Source organism: Vreelandella aquamarina (assembly GCF_020075495.1).
Lineage (GTDB): Bacteria > Pseudomonadota > Gammaproteobacteria > Pseudomonadales > Halomonadaceae > Vreelandella > Vreelandella aquamarina_A.
In genome coordinates, this window is the sequence record NZ_JABYQT010000003.1 from 340,639 (window position 1) to 354,227 (window position 13,589).

Here is a 13,589-nt window from a genome sequence, read left to right on the forward strand (position 1 = left end):
TTCCGATACACGTGATTTACAATAATTGTATGCTTTGCGGATTTGCGCAATTTGCGTTTGGAAGACGTACCAATAGGCTTGGGAAGAGGGTTTGAAGACAATCAGCCTCTTTGAGCCGCTCTCCCGCCACCATGTCGCCCCAGCGGTATCATCATCGGCTTGCCGGTGACCGGGTCTTCTATCACTCGGCTTTGCAGGCCGAACACGTCGCGTACCATGCGCTCGGTCAGAATCTGCTCCGGCGGGCCGGCGGCGTATACCTTGCCGCCCGCCATGGCCACCAGCTGGTCGGCGTAGCGGGCGGCAAGGTTCAACTCGTGGAGCACCATGACGATGGTGGTGCCGCGTTCGCGGTTGAGGTCGGTGAGCAGATCGAGCACGTCGACCTGGTGGTTGATATCCAGAAAGGTGGTGGGTTCATCGAGTAGCAGCACGTCGGTCTGCTGGGCAAGCGCCATGGCGATCCACACCCGCTGGCGCTGCCCGCCGGAAAGCTCGTCCACGTGGCGTTCGGCCAGTTCGCTCATGTGCGTGGCGGCCAGGGCATCGGCCACGGCCGCCTCGTCTGCCTTGCTCCAGCGCTTGAATAGCCCCTGGTGCGGGTGGCGGCCACGGCTGACCAGCTCCAGCACGCTGATGCCTTCCGGGGCGATGGGCGACTGGGGCAGAAAGCCCAGCTGCTGGGCCAGGCGGCGGGTGGGCAGCTGGTGAATGTCCGCATCATCGAGCAGTACGCTGCCCTTGGCGGGAGCAAGCAGGCGGGCAAGCACGCGCAGCAGCGTGGACTTGCCGCAGGCGTTGGCCCCGACGATAGCGGTGGTGTGGCCGGCGGGTACGTTCAGGCTGACGCCATCGAGAATGGTGCGTTCCCCGTAGCCTGCCAGCAGGTTTTGGGCGAGTAGTGAGCAAGCGCTCATAGGGTGCCTCGGGGCTTGTTGTCGCGAACGATGAGATACACAAGATAAGGCGCGCCCAGCACGCCGGTCACGATACCGACGGGGTAGCGGGCGGGCAGCAGAAACTGGCCTGCATAGTCGGCGCAGAGAACGAGCAGGGCGCCTACCAGGGCAGAAGGCAGCAGCAGCGAGCCGCCCCGGCCCATCAGCCGCGCGGCAATGGGGCCAGAGAGAAACGCCACGAACGCAATGGGCCCGGAAACCGCCGTGGCAAACGACACCAGCGCCACGGCGGTGATGATCACTACCACTCGCGTGACGCCCAGGCGAACCCCCAGCCCGGCGGCCAGGTCGTCGCCCATGCGCAGGGTTTCCAGGTCCTGGCGGCGGCTCAGCAGCAGCCCGCCGAACACTAAAAGGGCCGCGAACAGCGGCAGCGCCTGGCCCAGCTGGGCACCGTTGACGCTGCCGGTGATCCAGCGCAGGGCTTCCTGCAGCGTCCAGCTGGGCGCGCGCATCAGAAGGTAAGCGGTAACGCTTTGCAGCATGGCGGCCAGGCCGATGCCGATCAGGATCAGCCGGGCGCCGGTTACGCCCTGGCGCCAGGAGAGCGTGTAGATCAATAGCGCCACACCCAGCCCCGCGCCAATGGCTACCAGCGAAACCGCCGGGCCGCTGAGCGAGAGCACCACGATGGCAAACACGGCGCCGGTGCTGGCGCCGGTACTGATACCGATGATGTCCGGGCTTGCCAGCGGGTTGCGCAGCAGGGTCTGAAAGGCAATGCCGCCAAGGCCAAAACAGGCGCCCACCAGCACGCACACCACGGCTCGTGGCAGGCGCAGCTCGCGCACGGTAAAGGCCACGCCCGGCACGTCGGCCCCACTCAGCACGCGCAGCACGGTGGTAAGCGGTGTGAAGGACTGCCCGAGCATCAGGGTAAGCGCGGCCCCCGCCATCAGGCAGGCCATGAGCACGAAGATCATCCTGGCGCGGCGTCGGGCATTTGCCCGGCGTATCTGGCGGAAGCTGGCTGCTGCGCCGGAGGAAGAGGGGGAGGAGGAGGTATTCACAGCGAGCCGACCTTGCGGTTACGCACGATCCAGATAAAGACCGGCGCACCGATAAAGGCGGTGACGATGCCTACATCCAGCTCGGCAGGATGGGCTACCAGGCGGCCTGCGACATCGGAAAACGTGAGCAGCACCGCGCCGCCCAGCGCGGAGAAAGGCAGCAGCCAGCGGTAGTCGCTACCGGCCAGCAGGCGGCAGGCGTGGGGCACGACCAGCCCCACAAAGCCAATCGGGCCACACACGGCGGTCACCGGCCCGCACAAAAGCACAGCACCTACCGCCGACAGGGCGCGGGCCGTGGCGACCTTTTCCCCCAGCCCGGCGGCGGTGTCGTCGCCAAGGGCCAGCATGTTGAGCTTGCGTGCGGCGAGCAGGCTGATCACCAACCCGGTTGCCAGAAACGGCAGTACCGGCAGCAGCTGGTCATAGGTGGCGCCGCCTACGCCGCCTACCATCCAGGACTGCACCAGCCCGCCGATATCGCCCCGGGGCAGTACCACGGCGGTCGTAAGCGAACTGAGGGCGGCGGTGATCGCCGCCCCCGCCAGGGCCAGGCGCAGCGGCGTGGCGCCGCCCCGGCCCAGGCTTGCAATGGCGTAAACCGCGCAGGCCGCCACCGCCGCGCCGGCAATGGCGGTCCAGATATAGTGTTGCGGCTCGTCGATACCCAACCAGGCAATGCCTATCACCACGGCAAGCGCTGCCCCGGCATTGACACCCAGAAGCCCGGGGTCGGCCAAGGGGTTGCGGGTCAGCCCCTGCATCACACCGCCGGAAACCCCGAGTGCGGCCCCGGCCAGCATGGCCAGCAGCGTGCGCGGCAGGCGGCTGGCCACAGCGGCATCGCCCATGGTGTCCACCTGACCGCTCAGCGCCGCGGTAATTTCCGCCCAGCCTACGCTACGTGCACCCAGCGCCACGGAGAGCATGGCGGCCAGGGCCAGAAGCCCCAGCAGCACTGCGCCGCCCGCCATCCGGCGCGCGGCGTGTTGTTTAAGGGCGGCAATGGCTGCGCCAGTAAACGCTGTGCTGCGGTTACTGACGTGCAGCTTCGGAGAGTAGGTCGGCATAATCGTCCAGCAGCCAGGAAATCGACATGGGCGTGGGGTTGGCCGCCGTGCCCAGCGGTGTATTGCCGAGCAGCACGATCGCGCCGCGCTCTACCACCGGCAGCCGGGAAGTCAGCGGGTGTGCATTGAGCTGATCGATCAACGCCTGGCCGCCGTAGGTGACCAGAATATCCACATCGTCGAGTTCATCGATCAGCTCGGCGCTGATCTCGCCGGAGAACTTGCCCGGCGTGGAGTTCTGCTTGACCACCTCGGGCGACACCAGGCCTAGATCGTGGAAAAAGCGAACCCGTGCGTCGTTGTCGGTATAAAACGCAATACGCCCCAGGTTGGTGGGGTCGAGGTGAGTGACGAACATGGCGGTCTTGCCCGCAAGCTCGGGGTGGTTGTCGGCGGTGTCGGCAATCTGCGCTTCGATATCCTCGATCAGCGCCTGCCCCTCTTCCGCCATGCCCATGCCGGTGCTGTTCAGGCGAATCATGTCGCGCCAATCCGTGGCCCAGGGGCCTTGTGGGTAGGCCACTATCGGGGCAATCTGGCTCAAGGTAGCGTAGTCGGATTGGCTGAGGCCTGAGTAGGCGGCCAGAATCACATCCGGCTGGCTTGCGGCCACGGCTTCAAAATCGATCCCGTCACCTTCATCGAACAACGGCGGGGCGGTGGTGCCAAGCGCTTCCAGCTGGGCGTTTACCCAAGGCAGCAGCCCATTGCCGTTTTCATCGCCAAAATTGGCGGCGGCAAAACCCACCGGCACCACGCCCAGTGCCAGCGGTACTTCATGATTGGCCCAGGCGACGGTCGCGATACGCTCGGGCTTTTCAGCCACGACCGTGGTGCCAAGCGCGTGTTCGATTTCCAGCGGAAATTGCTGCGCGCCGGCCAGGGGCGGCGCAAGGCAGAGGGCGGCAAGCGCGGTATGGCAGAGCGTTTTACGATCAGGCAGCCAGGTCATCGTGTTCTCCCGTTCAAGAAGTGAGCGCCTCCCTCTGGCCAATGCCGAAGGGAGGCGGTCTTGTCAGCGATTCCAGCGCCTGGTGTCAGAATTCATAGCGCAGGGTCGATGAGATGCTGGCTGGCTCGCCGTACACACCGTAGCCATTCACGTTGCTGTAGTACTTCTCGTCCAGCAGGTTCTTGACGTTGACCTGCAGGCTGAGTTCAGGTGTGAACTGATAGCGCCCGAACAGGTTGACCAGTGTGTAGTCGCTCTGCTCGAACTCGCTGGGGAGGCCGGCTGGAGTAGTCAAGTTGTTGGCAAACAGGCTGCTTTGCCAGTTGACCCCGCCGCCCAGCGTCAGCGCGCGGTGCTGGGGCACGCTGTAGCTTGCAAACAGGTTGAACAGCGAGCGCGGCTGGTTGATGTTGAGCGTCTCGTCATCGGTCTTGGCGGTGAAGTGGGAGTAGCCGACGGTCATGTCCAGGTCGTCGGTGACCGCGCCGCTCAGCTCCACTTCGAAGCCTTCGCTTTTGATGCCTTCGGCGGCGGTATACAGCGTTTCGGTCTGGCCTGGCGCGCCCGGCAGGGCAGGGCTGCCGCGACGTTATCCTGCTCGATGCGGAAGATCGAGAAAGAGCCGTTCAACAGACCGTCGAACCAGGCGGCTTTCAGGCCGGTCTCGTAGCTCTTGCCTACTACCGGGTCCAGATAGCGGCCGTTGATATCGAGATAATCCTGCGGCTCGAAGATTTCGGTGTAGCTGGCAAAGGCCGAGTAGGTGTCGTTGAAATCGAATACCAGGCCGCCGTAGGGCGTGACTTCATACTGGCTCTGGCGATCCAGGCGGCGGAACTCGGTCATGCCGTTCCACTCGGTATAGCGTGCGCCGGCAATCAGCGTCAGCGGGTCGGCAAGCGAGAAGCGGGCGGCGGAGTACACCGCCTTTTGCCGCGTGCTGGAGGCTTCCGAGGGAGTAAAGGGCGCCCAGCCTTCGTTGGGGGCCGCGCCGTTCCAATGGTTGAAGTCATCGACTTGGAAGCCATCGATGAAGGTGTTCTCGTAGTCGTTGCTCTGGTCGCTGTAGCTTGCGCCGATGACCAGCTCATGCTCGCGTCCGGCGAGTTCGAACGGCCCGCTTGCCTGGGCATCCACGGAGTCGACCTCGCGGTGCCCGCGGTTCCAGCCGGTATAGAAGAACACGCCGCTGCCATCCGCGCGGTCGGGCAAGGCGCCTTCCACGTAGGGGTAGGCCAGCTTGCCGTCCATGTCGGTCTCTTCATGGGTGCCCACGAGGCGCGCCTGCCAGCCGTTGTCGAACTGGTGGCTGATTTCGGCAAACACCTTTTCGGACTCGAAATCGTAGTAGGACCAGTCCGGCGCGACGCTGAACGAGCGCGAGTAGTTGGTCGGCGTGCCGTCGCTGAACCATAGCGGCAGGCCGCCCCAGGTGGGCGAGGAGGTGTGGCTGTCCTGGTAATCAAAACCCAGCGAGAGCGTGGTGGCGTCGGTCACATCGGCATTGATCACGCCGTAGCCGAAGGTGCGGCGTTTGTCTTCGCGATCCAGATGGGCGCCACCTTCCTCGTAACCGCCGATAAAGCGCCCGCGCACGTCGCCGGAGGCGGAAAGCGGCGTGGAGAGGTCCACGGTGGTGCCGCGCTTGTCCCAGCTGCCCAGGGTGCCGGAGACGGAACCCGTGAACTCACGGCTGTCGGCGCGCTTGCGCACGAAGTTGACCGAGGCGCCGGGATTGCCCGAGCCGGTCACGAGGCCGTTGGCGCCGCGAATCACCTCGACCCGGTCATAAATGGCCGTATTCAGGCGGCCTTCGCCGAAGTACCAGCGGCCATCGCGGTTGAGCGTGGGGATGCCGTCGTACTGGAAGCTGTTGATGCGAAAGCCGCGCGATTCAAAGCTGACGCGCTCGCTATCGATATTGCGCGCCGAGATGCCGGTCGTGTTGCGCAGCACCTCTTCGATGGAGTCCAGGTTCTGGTCGCGGATGCGCTGCTCGGTGACGATGCTGATCGCCTGAGGCAGCTCTTTCTGGGTCAGCGTAAGGCCGGTGCCGGCACTGGTGCTGCGCCGGGTATAGCCGATGTTGTCGTACAGGTTGGTGCCGGTAACGGTCACTGTTTCCAGCGTCTGGGCGCGAGAATCAGTGGTTTGTGCCAAGGCGCTGCCTGATGCAAGCACGCAGGCCGAGGCCAGGGCGGTCAGCGTCACGCACCGTACCAAGAGAGAGCCGCTAACAACCGCATGGTCAGGCGCAGCGTGGCGCGCCATGTTCAAGACATGATGTGGTGACGTTTTCATAAGATCCCTTGAGGTGCGCTGAGCTCGCGCTAATTGGCAGTTTTATGCATATTGATAGCCAAGGATCATATAAAAGTGATTCTTAAATGTAAATGCGCTTGAGAACGTTTAGTGTTTATGGCTGGGGTAATGGCAAGGCCGCTCCCTGGGTGGGCGAGCGGCAAAGGCGAAGGGCTGGGAAACAGCGCTAGCGGTTGACCTGCAGGCAGGCGGGCTACTCAAGCGCTGAAGGCTTGGACGCAGGTGTAACTGCCGAAGGGAGCTGCTTGCTTTCGATGGCGGCCAGAGCGATGTCATAGCAGTCATCGATATGGCTGTTGCCCATGTACTTCATCGCGGTAAAGCTGATACCGCCCGCCACGGCGCTGCCGATGAACGGCACGTACTTGGTGACGTTCTTGGCCGCTATCTTGCCGCTCATCTTCTGCAGCAGCATGACGATCAGCTTCTTGGTGATGTACTTGCCGGCCATCTTGCTGCCCACGTTCGAGATGGCGGTCATCACCATGATCTTGGATTCCGTGTCCAGGCTGTCGATCTGCTCCGGCGTCAGGCCAAACTTCTCGTTGATCTTGGGGATCAGCCGCAACAGGATGGCCACGTCCGACCCGACATCCACGCCGGGAACGGGCACGACGGCGGCCCCGGCCGAAAGGCTCGAACTGCGGGTGACCATGCTGCGGCAGGTCTTTTTGATCTCGTCGAGTTCTTCTTTTGTTTCGATCATGTGCTGCTCCTTTCTCTCCAGTAAAACCGACAGAGCGTAAAACGCCGGGAGACGATTCCCCCGGCGTTCTGCGCGTAAGCCTATCAGGTGTCTGAAGGTTGCTCAGTGTCTTCGACGGGCGCGTCTGCTTCATTGTCAGCAGTATCGGCTTGCACTGCCGGCGGGTTATCCGGCGTTACCCGCCAGATGGCGTTGGTCAGGTCGTCGGCGATGATCAGCGCGCCTTGTGGGTCGACGGTCACGCCGACCGGGCGGCCCAGTGCGCGGTCGTCATCGGTCAGAAACCCGGTGACGAAATCGATCGGGTCGCCGTCGGAAATCTGGCCGTTGCTGAACGGAATGAAGCTTACCTTGTAGCCGACCGGGTCGGTGCGGTTCCAGCTGCCGTGCTCACCCACGAACACGCCTTCCGCGTACTCCTCACCCATGGCCGGGGTGGAGAAAGCCACGCCCAACGGCGCCACGTGGGAGCCCAGGCTGTAATCCGGAGCAATGGCGGCTTCGACCTTTTCAGGGTCCTGGGGACGTACCCGCGGGTCGACGTGCTGGCCCCAGTAGCTGTAGGGCCAGCCGTAAAAGCCGCCTTCCTGAACCGAGGTGAGGTAGTCGGGTACGAGGTCCGGACCCAGCTCATCGCGCTCGTTCACCACCGCCCATAGCTGGTCGGTATCCGGCTGAATGGCCAGGGCGGTGGGGTTGCGAAGGCCGGTGGCGTAGGGGCGGTAGGCGCCGGTTTCGGCGTTGATTTCCCATACTTCCGCACGGTCGATTTCTGCTTCCATGCCGCGCTCGGTGATGTTGCTGTTCGAGCCGATACCCACATAAAGATACTCACCGTCGGCACTGGCGGTCATCGCCTTGGTCCAGTGGTGGTTGATCTCGGCCGGCAACTGGGCAATCACTTCCGGTGGGCCGCTGGCTTCGGTCTGGCCCTCTTCGTAGTCAAAGCGCACCAGGGCATCCTGGTTGGCCACGTAGAGGTTACCGTCCACCAGCGCCAGGCCGTAGGGGGCGTTCAGGTCTTCGGCGAAAATCATCTGTTCGTAGCTGCCGTCGCCATTCTCATCGCGCAGCAGGGTCAGGCGGTCGCCGCTTTCGACGGCGGTGTTGCCCTGGTCCTTGATGTAGCCGGCAATCACGTCCTTGGGTTTCAGCGCCGGGGCGTTGCCGCCGCTGCCTTCGGCCACCAGGATATCGCCGTTGGGCAGCATGATGGTTTGGCGTGGCACCTTGAGGTCAGAGGCAATCATGCTGATGGAGTAGCCTTCAGGCACGGTAGGCATGCGGTCGCCCCACTCGGCGGGCTCGGGCACTGTCATTTCCGGCAACAGCCCGCGCTGGGGCTCGGGCAGGTCCGGGTTGGGGCCGTAGAGCTGCTGGGCGCTGGCGCCACCGGCTACCAGCAGCAGGGAAAGCGGGGTGAGATAACGAACGCGAGAAAGCTTCATGCTTTACCTCCGGCAGTGGGGCGGGCGAAACCAGTCACGATGGCCGCGAAGGTGAGTACACAGACGATGACGGAAAGGATGAGGCCGGTTGGCATCATGGCCCAGGCATCGCGGGCGTGAACCAGTGCATTGATGAACCCCAGTGCCCAGATGACCAGCAACAGCAGCAGATAGACCCAGCTGAGCACGCCGCGTCGGTGGGCGCGAATCAGGCCGATCACCGCACACAGCAGGGCAAGGCCCGTAAACACGAGGCCGCCGGCGATCAACCAGGAAGCAAAGGTGCTCCACTGAATATGGTAGCTGGTGGAGTAGGCGTAATCGCTTAACAGGGCGCCCAGAAAAAGCGGCAGGGTTCCTGCAAGCAGTACGGCGTGAATCGGATGCAGCGCACGTCGATAGGTGCGATCGGTAGTTGCCACCATGGCAGGCTCTCTCCCTTGCTGAGTAAGCGAAGTTTCGCGCCGTTATAAGCTGCAAAACCATGAGCATTCGGGCGGAGTATAGTTGAGGCACAGCGGCCTTGCCCAAGCGATGCCGACCGTTTGATGGCACGATTGTCATGAGACCATGACGCCCCACTGCCGGCTCACTATAAAGCGCGGATTGCTCTAACATGGGCAGCCATTACATGGGGGGGCGTCATGGTGTTGGCGGCCACGCAGCTTTACAAGAGATTATGCAAGTCATGAAAAGAGCCCGCCTTTACCAGCAACTGGCACCGGAAGCGCGTGAGCAGATTGGTCTTTCAGTGGTCAACCGGATCATCTGCGCGCTGATTCTGCTTGCCTCGCTGACCGCTATTCTTGAAACCGAGCCTACACTTCGTGATCGCACCCCTGGGCTTTTCATGGCACTGGAAACGCTGTTTGTGGCGCTCTTCACCGTGGAGTATGGCCTGCGGCTTTATGCCGTCGGCGAGGACCCGCGCTACCGCGGCTTGAAGGGGCGGATTCGCTATATCTTCAGCTTCTGGGCGCTGGTGGATCTGATTGCTATCTTGCCCTATTTCCTGGGCTTTCTAAGCCACAACAACGCGTTTCTACTTCGCCTGCTGCGTTTGGCGCGCATGCTGCGCCTTGCTCGCCTGGGCCGGTTCAGTCAGGCGTGGTCGGCGCTGGCCGATGCCTTGAAATCCCGCTCCCACGAGCTGTGGCTAAGCGCCGGCGTGGCCGGGCTATTGCTGCTGTTTTCCTCCTGCTGCCTTTACGTGGTGGAAGCCGCCGCGCAGCCAGATGCCTTTGGCAGCGTTCCCCGGGCGTTATGGTGGAGCATCGCCACGCTTACTACCGTCGGCTACGGCGATGTCACCCCAGTGACCGCCCTTGGCAAGCTGTCTGCCGGAATAACCGCGGTGGCGGGCATTGGACTTATCGCCATGCCTACCGGCATTCTGGCGGCGGCGTTTAGTGACGCGTTTCAGAACAAGCGCGGAAAATAGCGTGAAGGGCGCGCCGTTCACGAATCACCGTGCAGAATGCGTGAAAGTGATGACTCGATATGACGCTGCATGGCCGCTCTGGCCTTGTCGATGTCGGCGTCACGAATTGCGTCGGTGATGGCGTTATGCTCTTCCGTGACCTGTCTGGACTGCAGTATTCGCGGAAGATCCGAGGTTTTTTGCCCCAGCTTGACCGAGAAGACCACGCCGGTTTGCAGGGCCAGCACCGAGCTCAGTAAAAACTTGTTGCCGGCTATCTTGGCGATCTGAACGTGAAAATCGAAATCTTCCTGGGTACCTTGCCCGCCGTTTTGATGCACTTTTCTTAGAATACGGCTCTTCTCTTCCAGGCGCTGCATATCACTGTCGCTGCGTTTTGCTGCCGCCAGCGCCGCGGATTCCGTTTCAATCAGCCTTCTGAAATCAAACAGGGCGATAAGGTCGCTGAAGTTGTTGACGAAGTTGGGCGCATCCAGCGCGGTGGTGGGCCGGGCGACGACAAACAGTCCGGAGCCCTGGCGGGAGACTACCAGGCCTTCGTCCTTTAACTGGGCAATCACCTGGCGTGTCGCGCTGCGGCTGAGCGCGTAACGGTTTGCCAGTTCCGCCTCGGTAGGCAAGCGGGCCCCGCGAAGATACTGGCCGCGAAGAATCCAGTTGCGCATGTCGTCGTACAGGTCTTTCGCCTTTTCGACCTTTGTCTTTGTTGTCACGTTGTCAAACTCTCTATTTGGTATTTTTTTATTTAAAAACAATTTGTTGAAGTTATTTTGCAAAGTTGATTCCAAACAAATTGATAAATTTGTTTGGCCAGCGTGTACTGAGGTGGTTGGTTCAAGCACTCAATAAGGAGACAACAATGCGCGCTCGCCATCAACTGACCACGCTGCTTCTGGCACTTTCCATCACCCCTTTCGCTCAGGCAGATAATTTCGTTTTCGGGCATATCTACGAGGCCAGCCACAGCCACCATAAGTGGGCCTTGTGGGCGGCGGAGGAGATCGAAAAACGCAGCGAAGGCCGCCACCATATCGAGGTGTTTCCCTCTTCCCAGCTGGGTAACGAAGTTGAACTCAACGAAGGGCTGGATCTGGGCACGGTCGATATCATCTATACCGGCAACGCCTTTGCGGGCAACGCCTACCCGCCGATTGCGCTGGGCAGCGCGCCGTTCGTGTTCCGCGACTTCGACCACTGGATCGCCTATTCCCAAAGCGATCTGTTCAAGGAGCTTACCCAAGGCTACGAAGACACCACCGGCCATGTACCGCTGGGTCTGATCTATTTTGGCCAGCGCCACGTCACGGCCAACAAGCCGATTCTCACGCCGGAAGACATGCAGGGCATGAAGATCCGCGTGCCGGATGCCCCTCTGCTGCTGATGTTCCCCAGAGCCGTGGGCGCCAACCCGACGCCAATCGCGTTTTCGGAAGTCTATCTGGCGCTGCAACAGGGCGTCGTGGATGGCCAGGAAAACCCGCTGCCCATCATCAAGGCGATGAAGTTTGAAGAGGTGCAGTCGGACATCTCCCTGACCGGCCATATCTTCGACAGCCAGCCGATCATCATGGGAGGCAATAGCTGGTCGCAGCTTTCCGAAGAGGATCAGGCGCTGTTCCGCAGTGTCTTTCAGAAAGCGGCCGAGCAGGGCAGCCAGGATATTCACCAGCAGGAGCTCGATCTGGTGTCCTGGTTCCAGGAGCAGGGTACCGAAGTGCACGAAGTGGACCGTGATGCGTTCGCTGAAAAGGTCAGGCCGAGCCTGACTGGCGAGAACGTGGGCTGGAGCGCCGATCAATACCAACGCCTGGAGGCGATCGAGTAATGCAAACCGATAAAGACACGCGTCGGGATGCGATGACGTCGATGTCGGTATCTCCCGGCCGTGAAAGTGCGGCCGGGGATGAATCCGGGTTATCGCCCACCGCGAGTGACACTACGCCGGCGCCGAAGTGGGTTCTCGAAGACCACATAGCGCTTGGCGTCATGATCCTGCTGGGTGGTGTGGTGTTTGCGCAGTTTCTGTCGCGCTACGCGTTCAACCACTCGATTGGCTGGACCGAAGAGGGCGCCCGCATGCTGCTGGTGCTGCTGGTGTTCATCGGCGCGGCGGGGGCTGCCTCGCGAGGCGCGCATATCAACGTCGAGATTCTCGAACTGATGCTGCCCGCCAGGGCCAAGCGCTGGCTGCGCGGGTTCAATAACCTGCTGAGCGCCGCGTTCTTTGGCTACGTGGCCTGGCTTGCCTGGCAGGTAGGGCAGCGGGTGTGGAATTCCAGCATGAGCACGCTGCCGATCTCCAAGGGGTGGCTTTACACCGTGATCGCCGTGGCCTGTGCGGCAATGGCATTTCGTATGGCGCGCCAGGGCATTGCCTGTTGGCGCGGCAAGGAGGGGGGATGATCATTCTGCTGTTTGTGGCGCTGGGGTGTCTGCTGTTGGTGGGCGCACCTGTTGCAGTGGCGCTGGCCGGGTCGTCGCTGGTTTACCTGCTCGTCTCGGGCAAGATTCCGGACATTATCCTGATTCAGCGCATGGTAGGCGGGGTGGATAGCTTCCCGCTACTGGCGGTGCCGTTCTTCATTCTGGCGGGCAACCTGATGAACGTATGCGGCGTGACCGAGCGCATCTTCCGCTTTGCGAATTCGATCGTCGGATGGACCCGCGGTGGTCTGGGGCACGTCAACGTTGGCGCCTCGGTCATCTTCGCCGGCATGTCCGGCGCGGCCATTGCCGATGCCGGCGGGCTGGGTGCCGTTGAAATCAAGGCGATGCGCGACCAGGGCTATGACGTCGATTTTGCCGTGGGGATTACTGGCGCCTCTTCGACGGTGGGGCCGATCATTCCGCCGTCGCTGCCGCTGGTGGTGTACGGGGTGGTGGCCTCGGCCTCGATTGGCCAGCTGTTCATTGCCGGCATTGTGCCTGGCCTTTTGATTGCGGCGATGCTGATGCTGATGGTGGCGGTCATTTCCCACCGGCGCGGCTATCCGATCGGCGAGCGCTTCTCGGTGGCGTGTCTGCTGTCATCGCTCATGCACGCGTCGTTGTCGCTGATGATTCCGGTGATCATCGTGGGCGGGATCGTGCTGGGCATCTTTACGCCCACCGAAAGCGCCATTGCGGCGGTGGCCTACGTGCTGGTACTGGCGACGCTTGTGTACCGCAGCGCCGGCTGGCGCCAGATCATGGCGGTGTTTCGTGAAACCATCGAAATGACTTCGGTGGTACTCCTGATCGTGGCCGCCTCTTCGATCTTTGCCTGGATTCTCACCCGTGAAGGCGTGCCGACGGCCTTTGCCGGGGCGGTCATGGCGGTTGCCGACAACCCGATTGTCATTCTGCTGCTGATCAACCTGATTCTGCTGATCGTTGGCTGCTTCATGGAAACCGTGGCCGCGATCACCATCCTGACGCCCGTACTGCTGCCGCTGGCCGTACAGGCCGGGGTCGACCCTGTTCAGTTCGGCATCATCATGGTACTGAACCTGATGATCGGGCTTTTGACGCCGCCGGTGGGGTTGGTGCTGTTTATTCTGGCCCGTGTTGGCGATATCTCGTTTCCGCGAGCGGTCAAGGCAACGCTGCCCTTTATCGCCGCGCTTTTAGTGTCGCTTTTGTTGATCACCTTTATTCCCGCGTTGACGCTATGGCTGCCTAGCCTGATCTAGCCTGGAGACT

14 protein-coding genes are annotated in these 13,589 nt (G+C 62.1%); 4 read left to right on the plus strand and 10 right to left on the minus strand.

Annotated elements, in window-relative coordinates:
* Positions 1 to 101: 101 nt before the first annotated feature.
* The 9 genes from HW452_RS07040 to HW452_RS07075 all read right to left on the minus strand — a co-directional run bounded on the left by HW452_RS07040 (position 102) and on the right by HW452_RS07075 (position 8,892).
* Positions 102 to 917 (minus strand): ABC transporter ATP-binding protein, encoded by an 816-nt coding sequence (locus HW452_RS07040; RefSeq protein WP_224105384.1) that lies wholly within the window; start codon positions 915 to 917, stop codon positions 102 to 104.
* On the minus strand, positions 914 to 1,969 hold the full coding sequence (locus HW452_RS07045) for a FecCD family ABC transporter permease (protein WP_224105385.1): 1,056 nt from the start codon (positions 1,967 to 1,969) through the stop codon (positions 914 to 916). The genes HW452_RS07040 and HW452_RS07045 overlap by 4 nt, the downstream gene beginning before the upstream one ends.
* Positions 1,966 to 3,039 carry a FecCD family ABC transporter permease gene (locus HW452_RS07050; protein WP_224105386.1) on the minus strand — a complete coding sequence of 358 codons (1,074 nt, stop codon included), beginning with the start codon at positions 3,037 to 3,039 and terminating at the stop codon, positions 1,966 to 1,968. Before HW452_RS07050 ends, HW452_RS07045 begins: the two co-directional genes overlap by 4 nt.
* Positions 3,005 to 3,991: an iron-siderophore ABC transporter substrate-binding protein gene (locus tag HW452_RS07055; RefSeq protein ID WP_224105387.1), complete on the minus strand. Its 987-nt coding sequence runs from the start codon at positions 3,989 to 3,991 to the stop codon at positions 3,005 to 3,007. The genes HW452_RS07050 and HW452_RS07055 overlap by 35 nt, the downstream gene beginning before the upstream one ends.
* Positions 3,992 to 4,076: 85 nt before the next feature.
* Positions 4,077 to 4,490, minus strand: a complete 414-nt coding sequence (locus tag HW452_RS17565; RefSeq protein WP_317986325.1) for a TonB-dependent receptor domain-containing protein — start codon at positions 4,488 to 4,490, stop codon at positions 4,077 to 4,079.
* A complete protein-coding gene (locus HW452_RS07060) occupies positions 4,481 to 6,202 on the minus strand; it encodes a TonB-dependent siderophore receptor (RefSeq protein ID WP_317986326.1) in 1,722 nt (573 codons plus the stop codon). Before HW452_RS07060 ends, HW452_RS17565 begins: the two co-directional genes overlap by 10 nt.
* Positions 6,203 to 6,506: 304 nt before the next feature.
* Positions 6,507 to 7,019: a hypothetical protein gene (locus tag HW452_RS07065; RefSeq protein WP_224105388.1), complete on the minus strand. Its 513-nt coding sequence runs from the start codon at positions 7,017 to 7,019 to the stop codon at positions 6,507 to 6,509.
* Between the two features lie 83 nt (positions 7,020 to 7,102).
* Positions 7,103 to 8,467 carry a PQQ-dependent sugar dehydrogenase gene (locus HW452_RS07070; RefSeq protein ID WP_224105389.1) on the minus strand — a complete coding sequence of 455 codons (1,365 nt, stop codon included), beginning with the start codon at positions 8,465 to 8,467 and terminating at the stop codon, positions 7,103 to 7,105.
* On the minus strand, positions 8,464 to 8,892 hold the full coding sequence (locus HW452_RS07075) for a DUF2231 domain-containing protein (RefSeq protein WP_224105390.1): 429 nt from the start codon (positions 8,890 to 8,892) through the stop codon (positions 8,464 to 8,466). Before HW452_RS07075 ends, HW452_RS07070 begins: the two co-directional genes overlap by 4 nt.
* A gap of 263 nt (positions 8,893 to 9,155) precedes the next feature.
* On the opposite strand from HW452_RS07075, the gene HW452_RS07080 reads away from it, so the two are divergent.
* Positions 9,156 to 9,908, plus strand: a complete 753-nt coding sequence (locus HW452_RS07080) for an ion transporter (protein ID WP_263433573.1) — start codon at positions 9,156 to 9,158, stop codon at positions 9,906 to 9,908.
* A gap of 17 nt (positions 9,909 to 9,925) precedes the next feature.
* Here the strand turns inward: HW452_RS07080 and HW452_RS07085 are convergent, their stop codons facing one another.
* Positions 9,926 to 10,684 carry a FadR/GntR family transcriptional regulator gene (locus HW452_RS07085; RefSeq protein ID WP_224105391.1) on the minus strand — a complete coding sequence of 253 codons (759 nt, stop codon included), beginning with the start codon at positions 10,682 to 10,684 and terminating at the stop codon, positions 9,926 to 9,928.
* Positions 10,685 to 10,767: 83 nt separating this feature from the next.
* Here HW452_RS07085 and HW452_RS07090 point away from each other — a divergent pair, with 83 nt between their 5' ends.
* Genes HW452_RS07090 through HW452_RS07100 form a run of 3 tightly spaced genes read left to right on the plus strand, consistent with a single transcriptional unit; the run spans position 10,768 to position 13,579 of the window.
* Positions 10,768 to 11,733 (plus strand): sialic acid TRAP transporter substrate-binding protein SiaP, encoded by a 966-nt coding sequence (locus HW452_RS07090; RefSeq protein WP_224105392.1) that lies wholly within the window; start codon positions 10,768 to 10,770, stop codon positions 11,731 to 11,733.
* On the plus strand, positions 11,733 to 12,311 hold the full coding sequence (locus tag HW452_RS07095) for a TRAP transporter small permease (protein WP_224105393.1): 579 nt from the start codon (positions 11,733 to 11,735) through the stop codon (positions 12,309 to 12,311). The genes HW452_RS07090 and HW452_RS07095 overlap by 1 nt, the downstream gene beginning before the upstream one ends.
* Entirely contained in the window at positions 12,308 to 13,579 is a 1,272-nt protein-coding gene (locus HW452_RS07100; RefSeq protein ID WP_224105394.1) for a TRAP transporter large permease, read from the plus strand. Before HW452_RS07095 ends, HW452_RS07100 begins: the two co-directional genes overlap by 4 nt.
* The last annotated feature ends 10 nt before the right edge of the window (positions 13,580 to 13,589 follow it).

Coding starts and splice junctions, on each gene's coding strand:
- HW452_RS07100 (WP_224105394.1), top strand. CDS start 12,308: ATGATCATTCTGCTGTTTGTGGCGCTGGGGTGTCTGCTGTTGGTGGGC.
- HW452_RS07075 (WP_224105390.1), bottom strand. CDS start 8,892: ATGGTGGCAACTACCGATCGCACCTATCGACGTGCGCTGCATCCGATT.
- HW452_RS07090 (WP_224105392.1), top strand. CDS start 10,768: ATGCGCGCTCGCCATCAACTGACCACGCTGCTTCTGGCACTTTCCATC.
- HW452_RS07065 (WP_224105388.1), bottom strand. CDS start 7,019: ATGATCGAAACAAAAGAAGAACTCGACGAGATCAAAAAGACCTGCCGC.
- HW452_RS07070 (WP_224105389.1), bottom strand. CDS start 8,467: ATGAAGCTTTCTCGCGTTCGTTATCTCACCCCGCTTTCCCTGCTGCTG.
- HW452_RS07055 (WP_224105387.1), bottom strand. CDS start 3,991: ATGACCTGGCTGCCTGATCGTAAAACGCTCTGCCATACCGCGCTTGCC.
- HW452_RS07080 (WP_263433573.1), top strand. CDS start 9,156: ATGAAAAGAGCCCGCCTTTACCAGCAACTGGCACCGGAAGCGCGTGAG.
- HW452_RS07040 (WP_224105384.1), bottom strand. CDS start 917: ATGAGCGCTTGCTCACTACTCGCCCAAAACCTGCTGGCAGGCTACGGG.
- HW452_RS07050 (WP_224105386.1), bottom strand. CDS start 3,039: ATGCCGACCTACTCTCCGAAGCTGCACGTCAGTAACCGCAGCACAGCG.
- HW452_RS07095 (WP_224105393.1), top strand. CDS start 11,733: ATGCAAACCGATAAAGACACGCGTCGGGATGCGATGACGTCGATGTCG.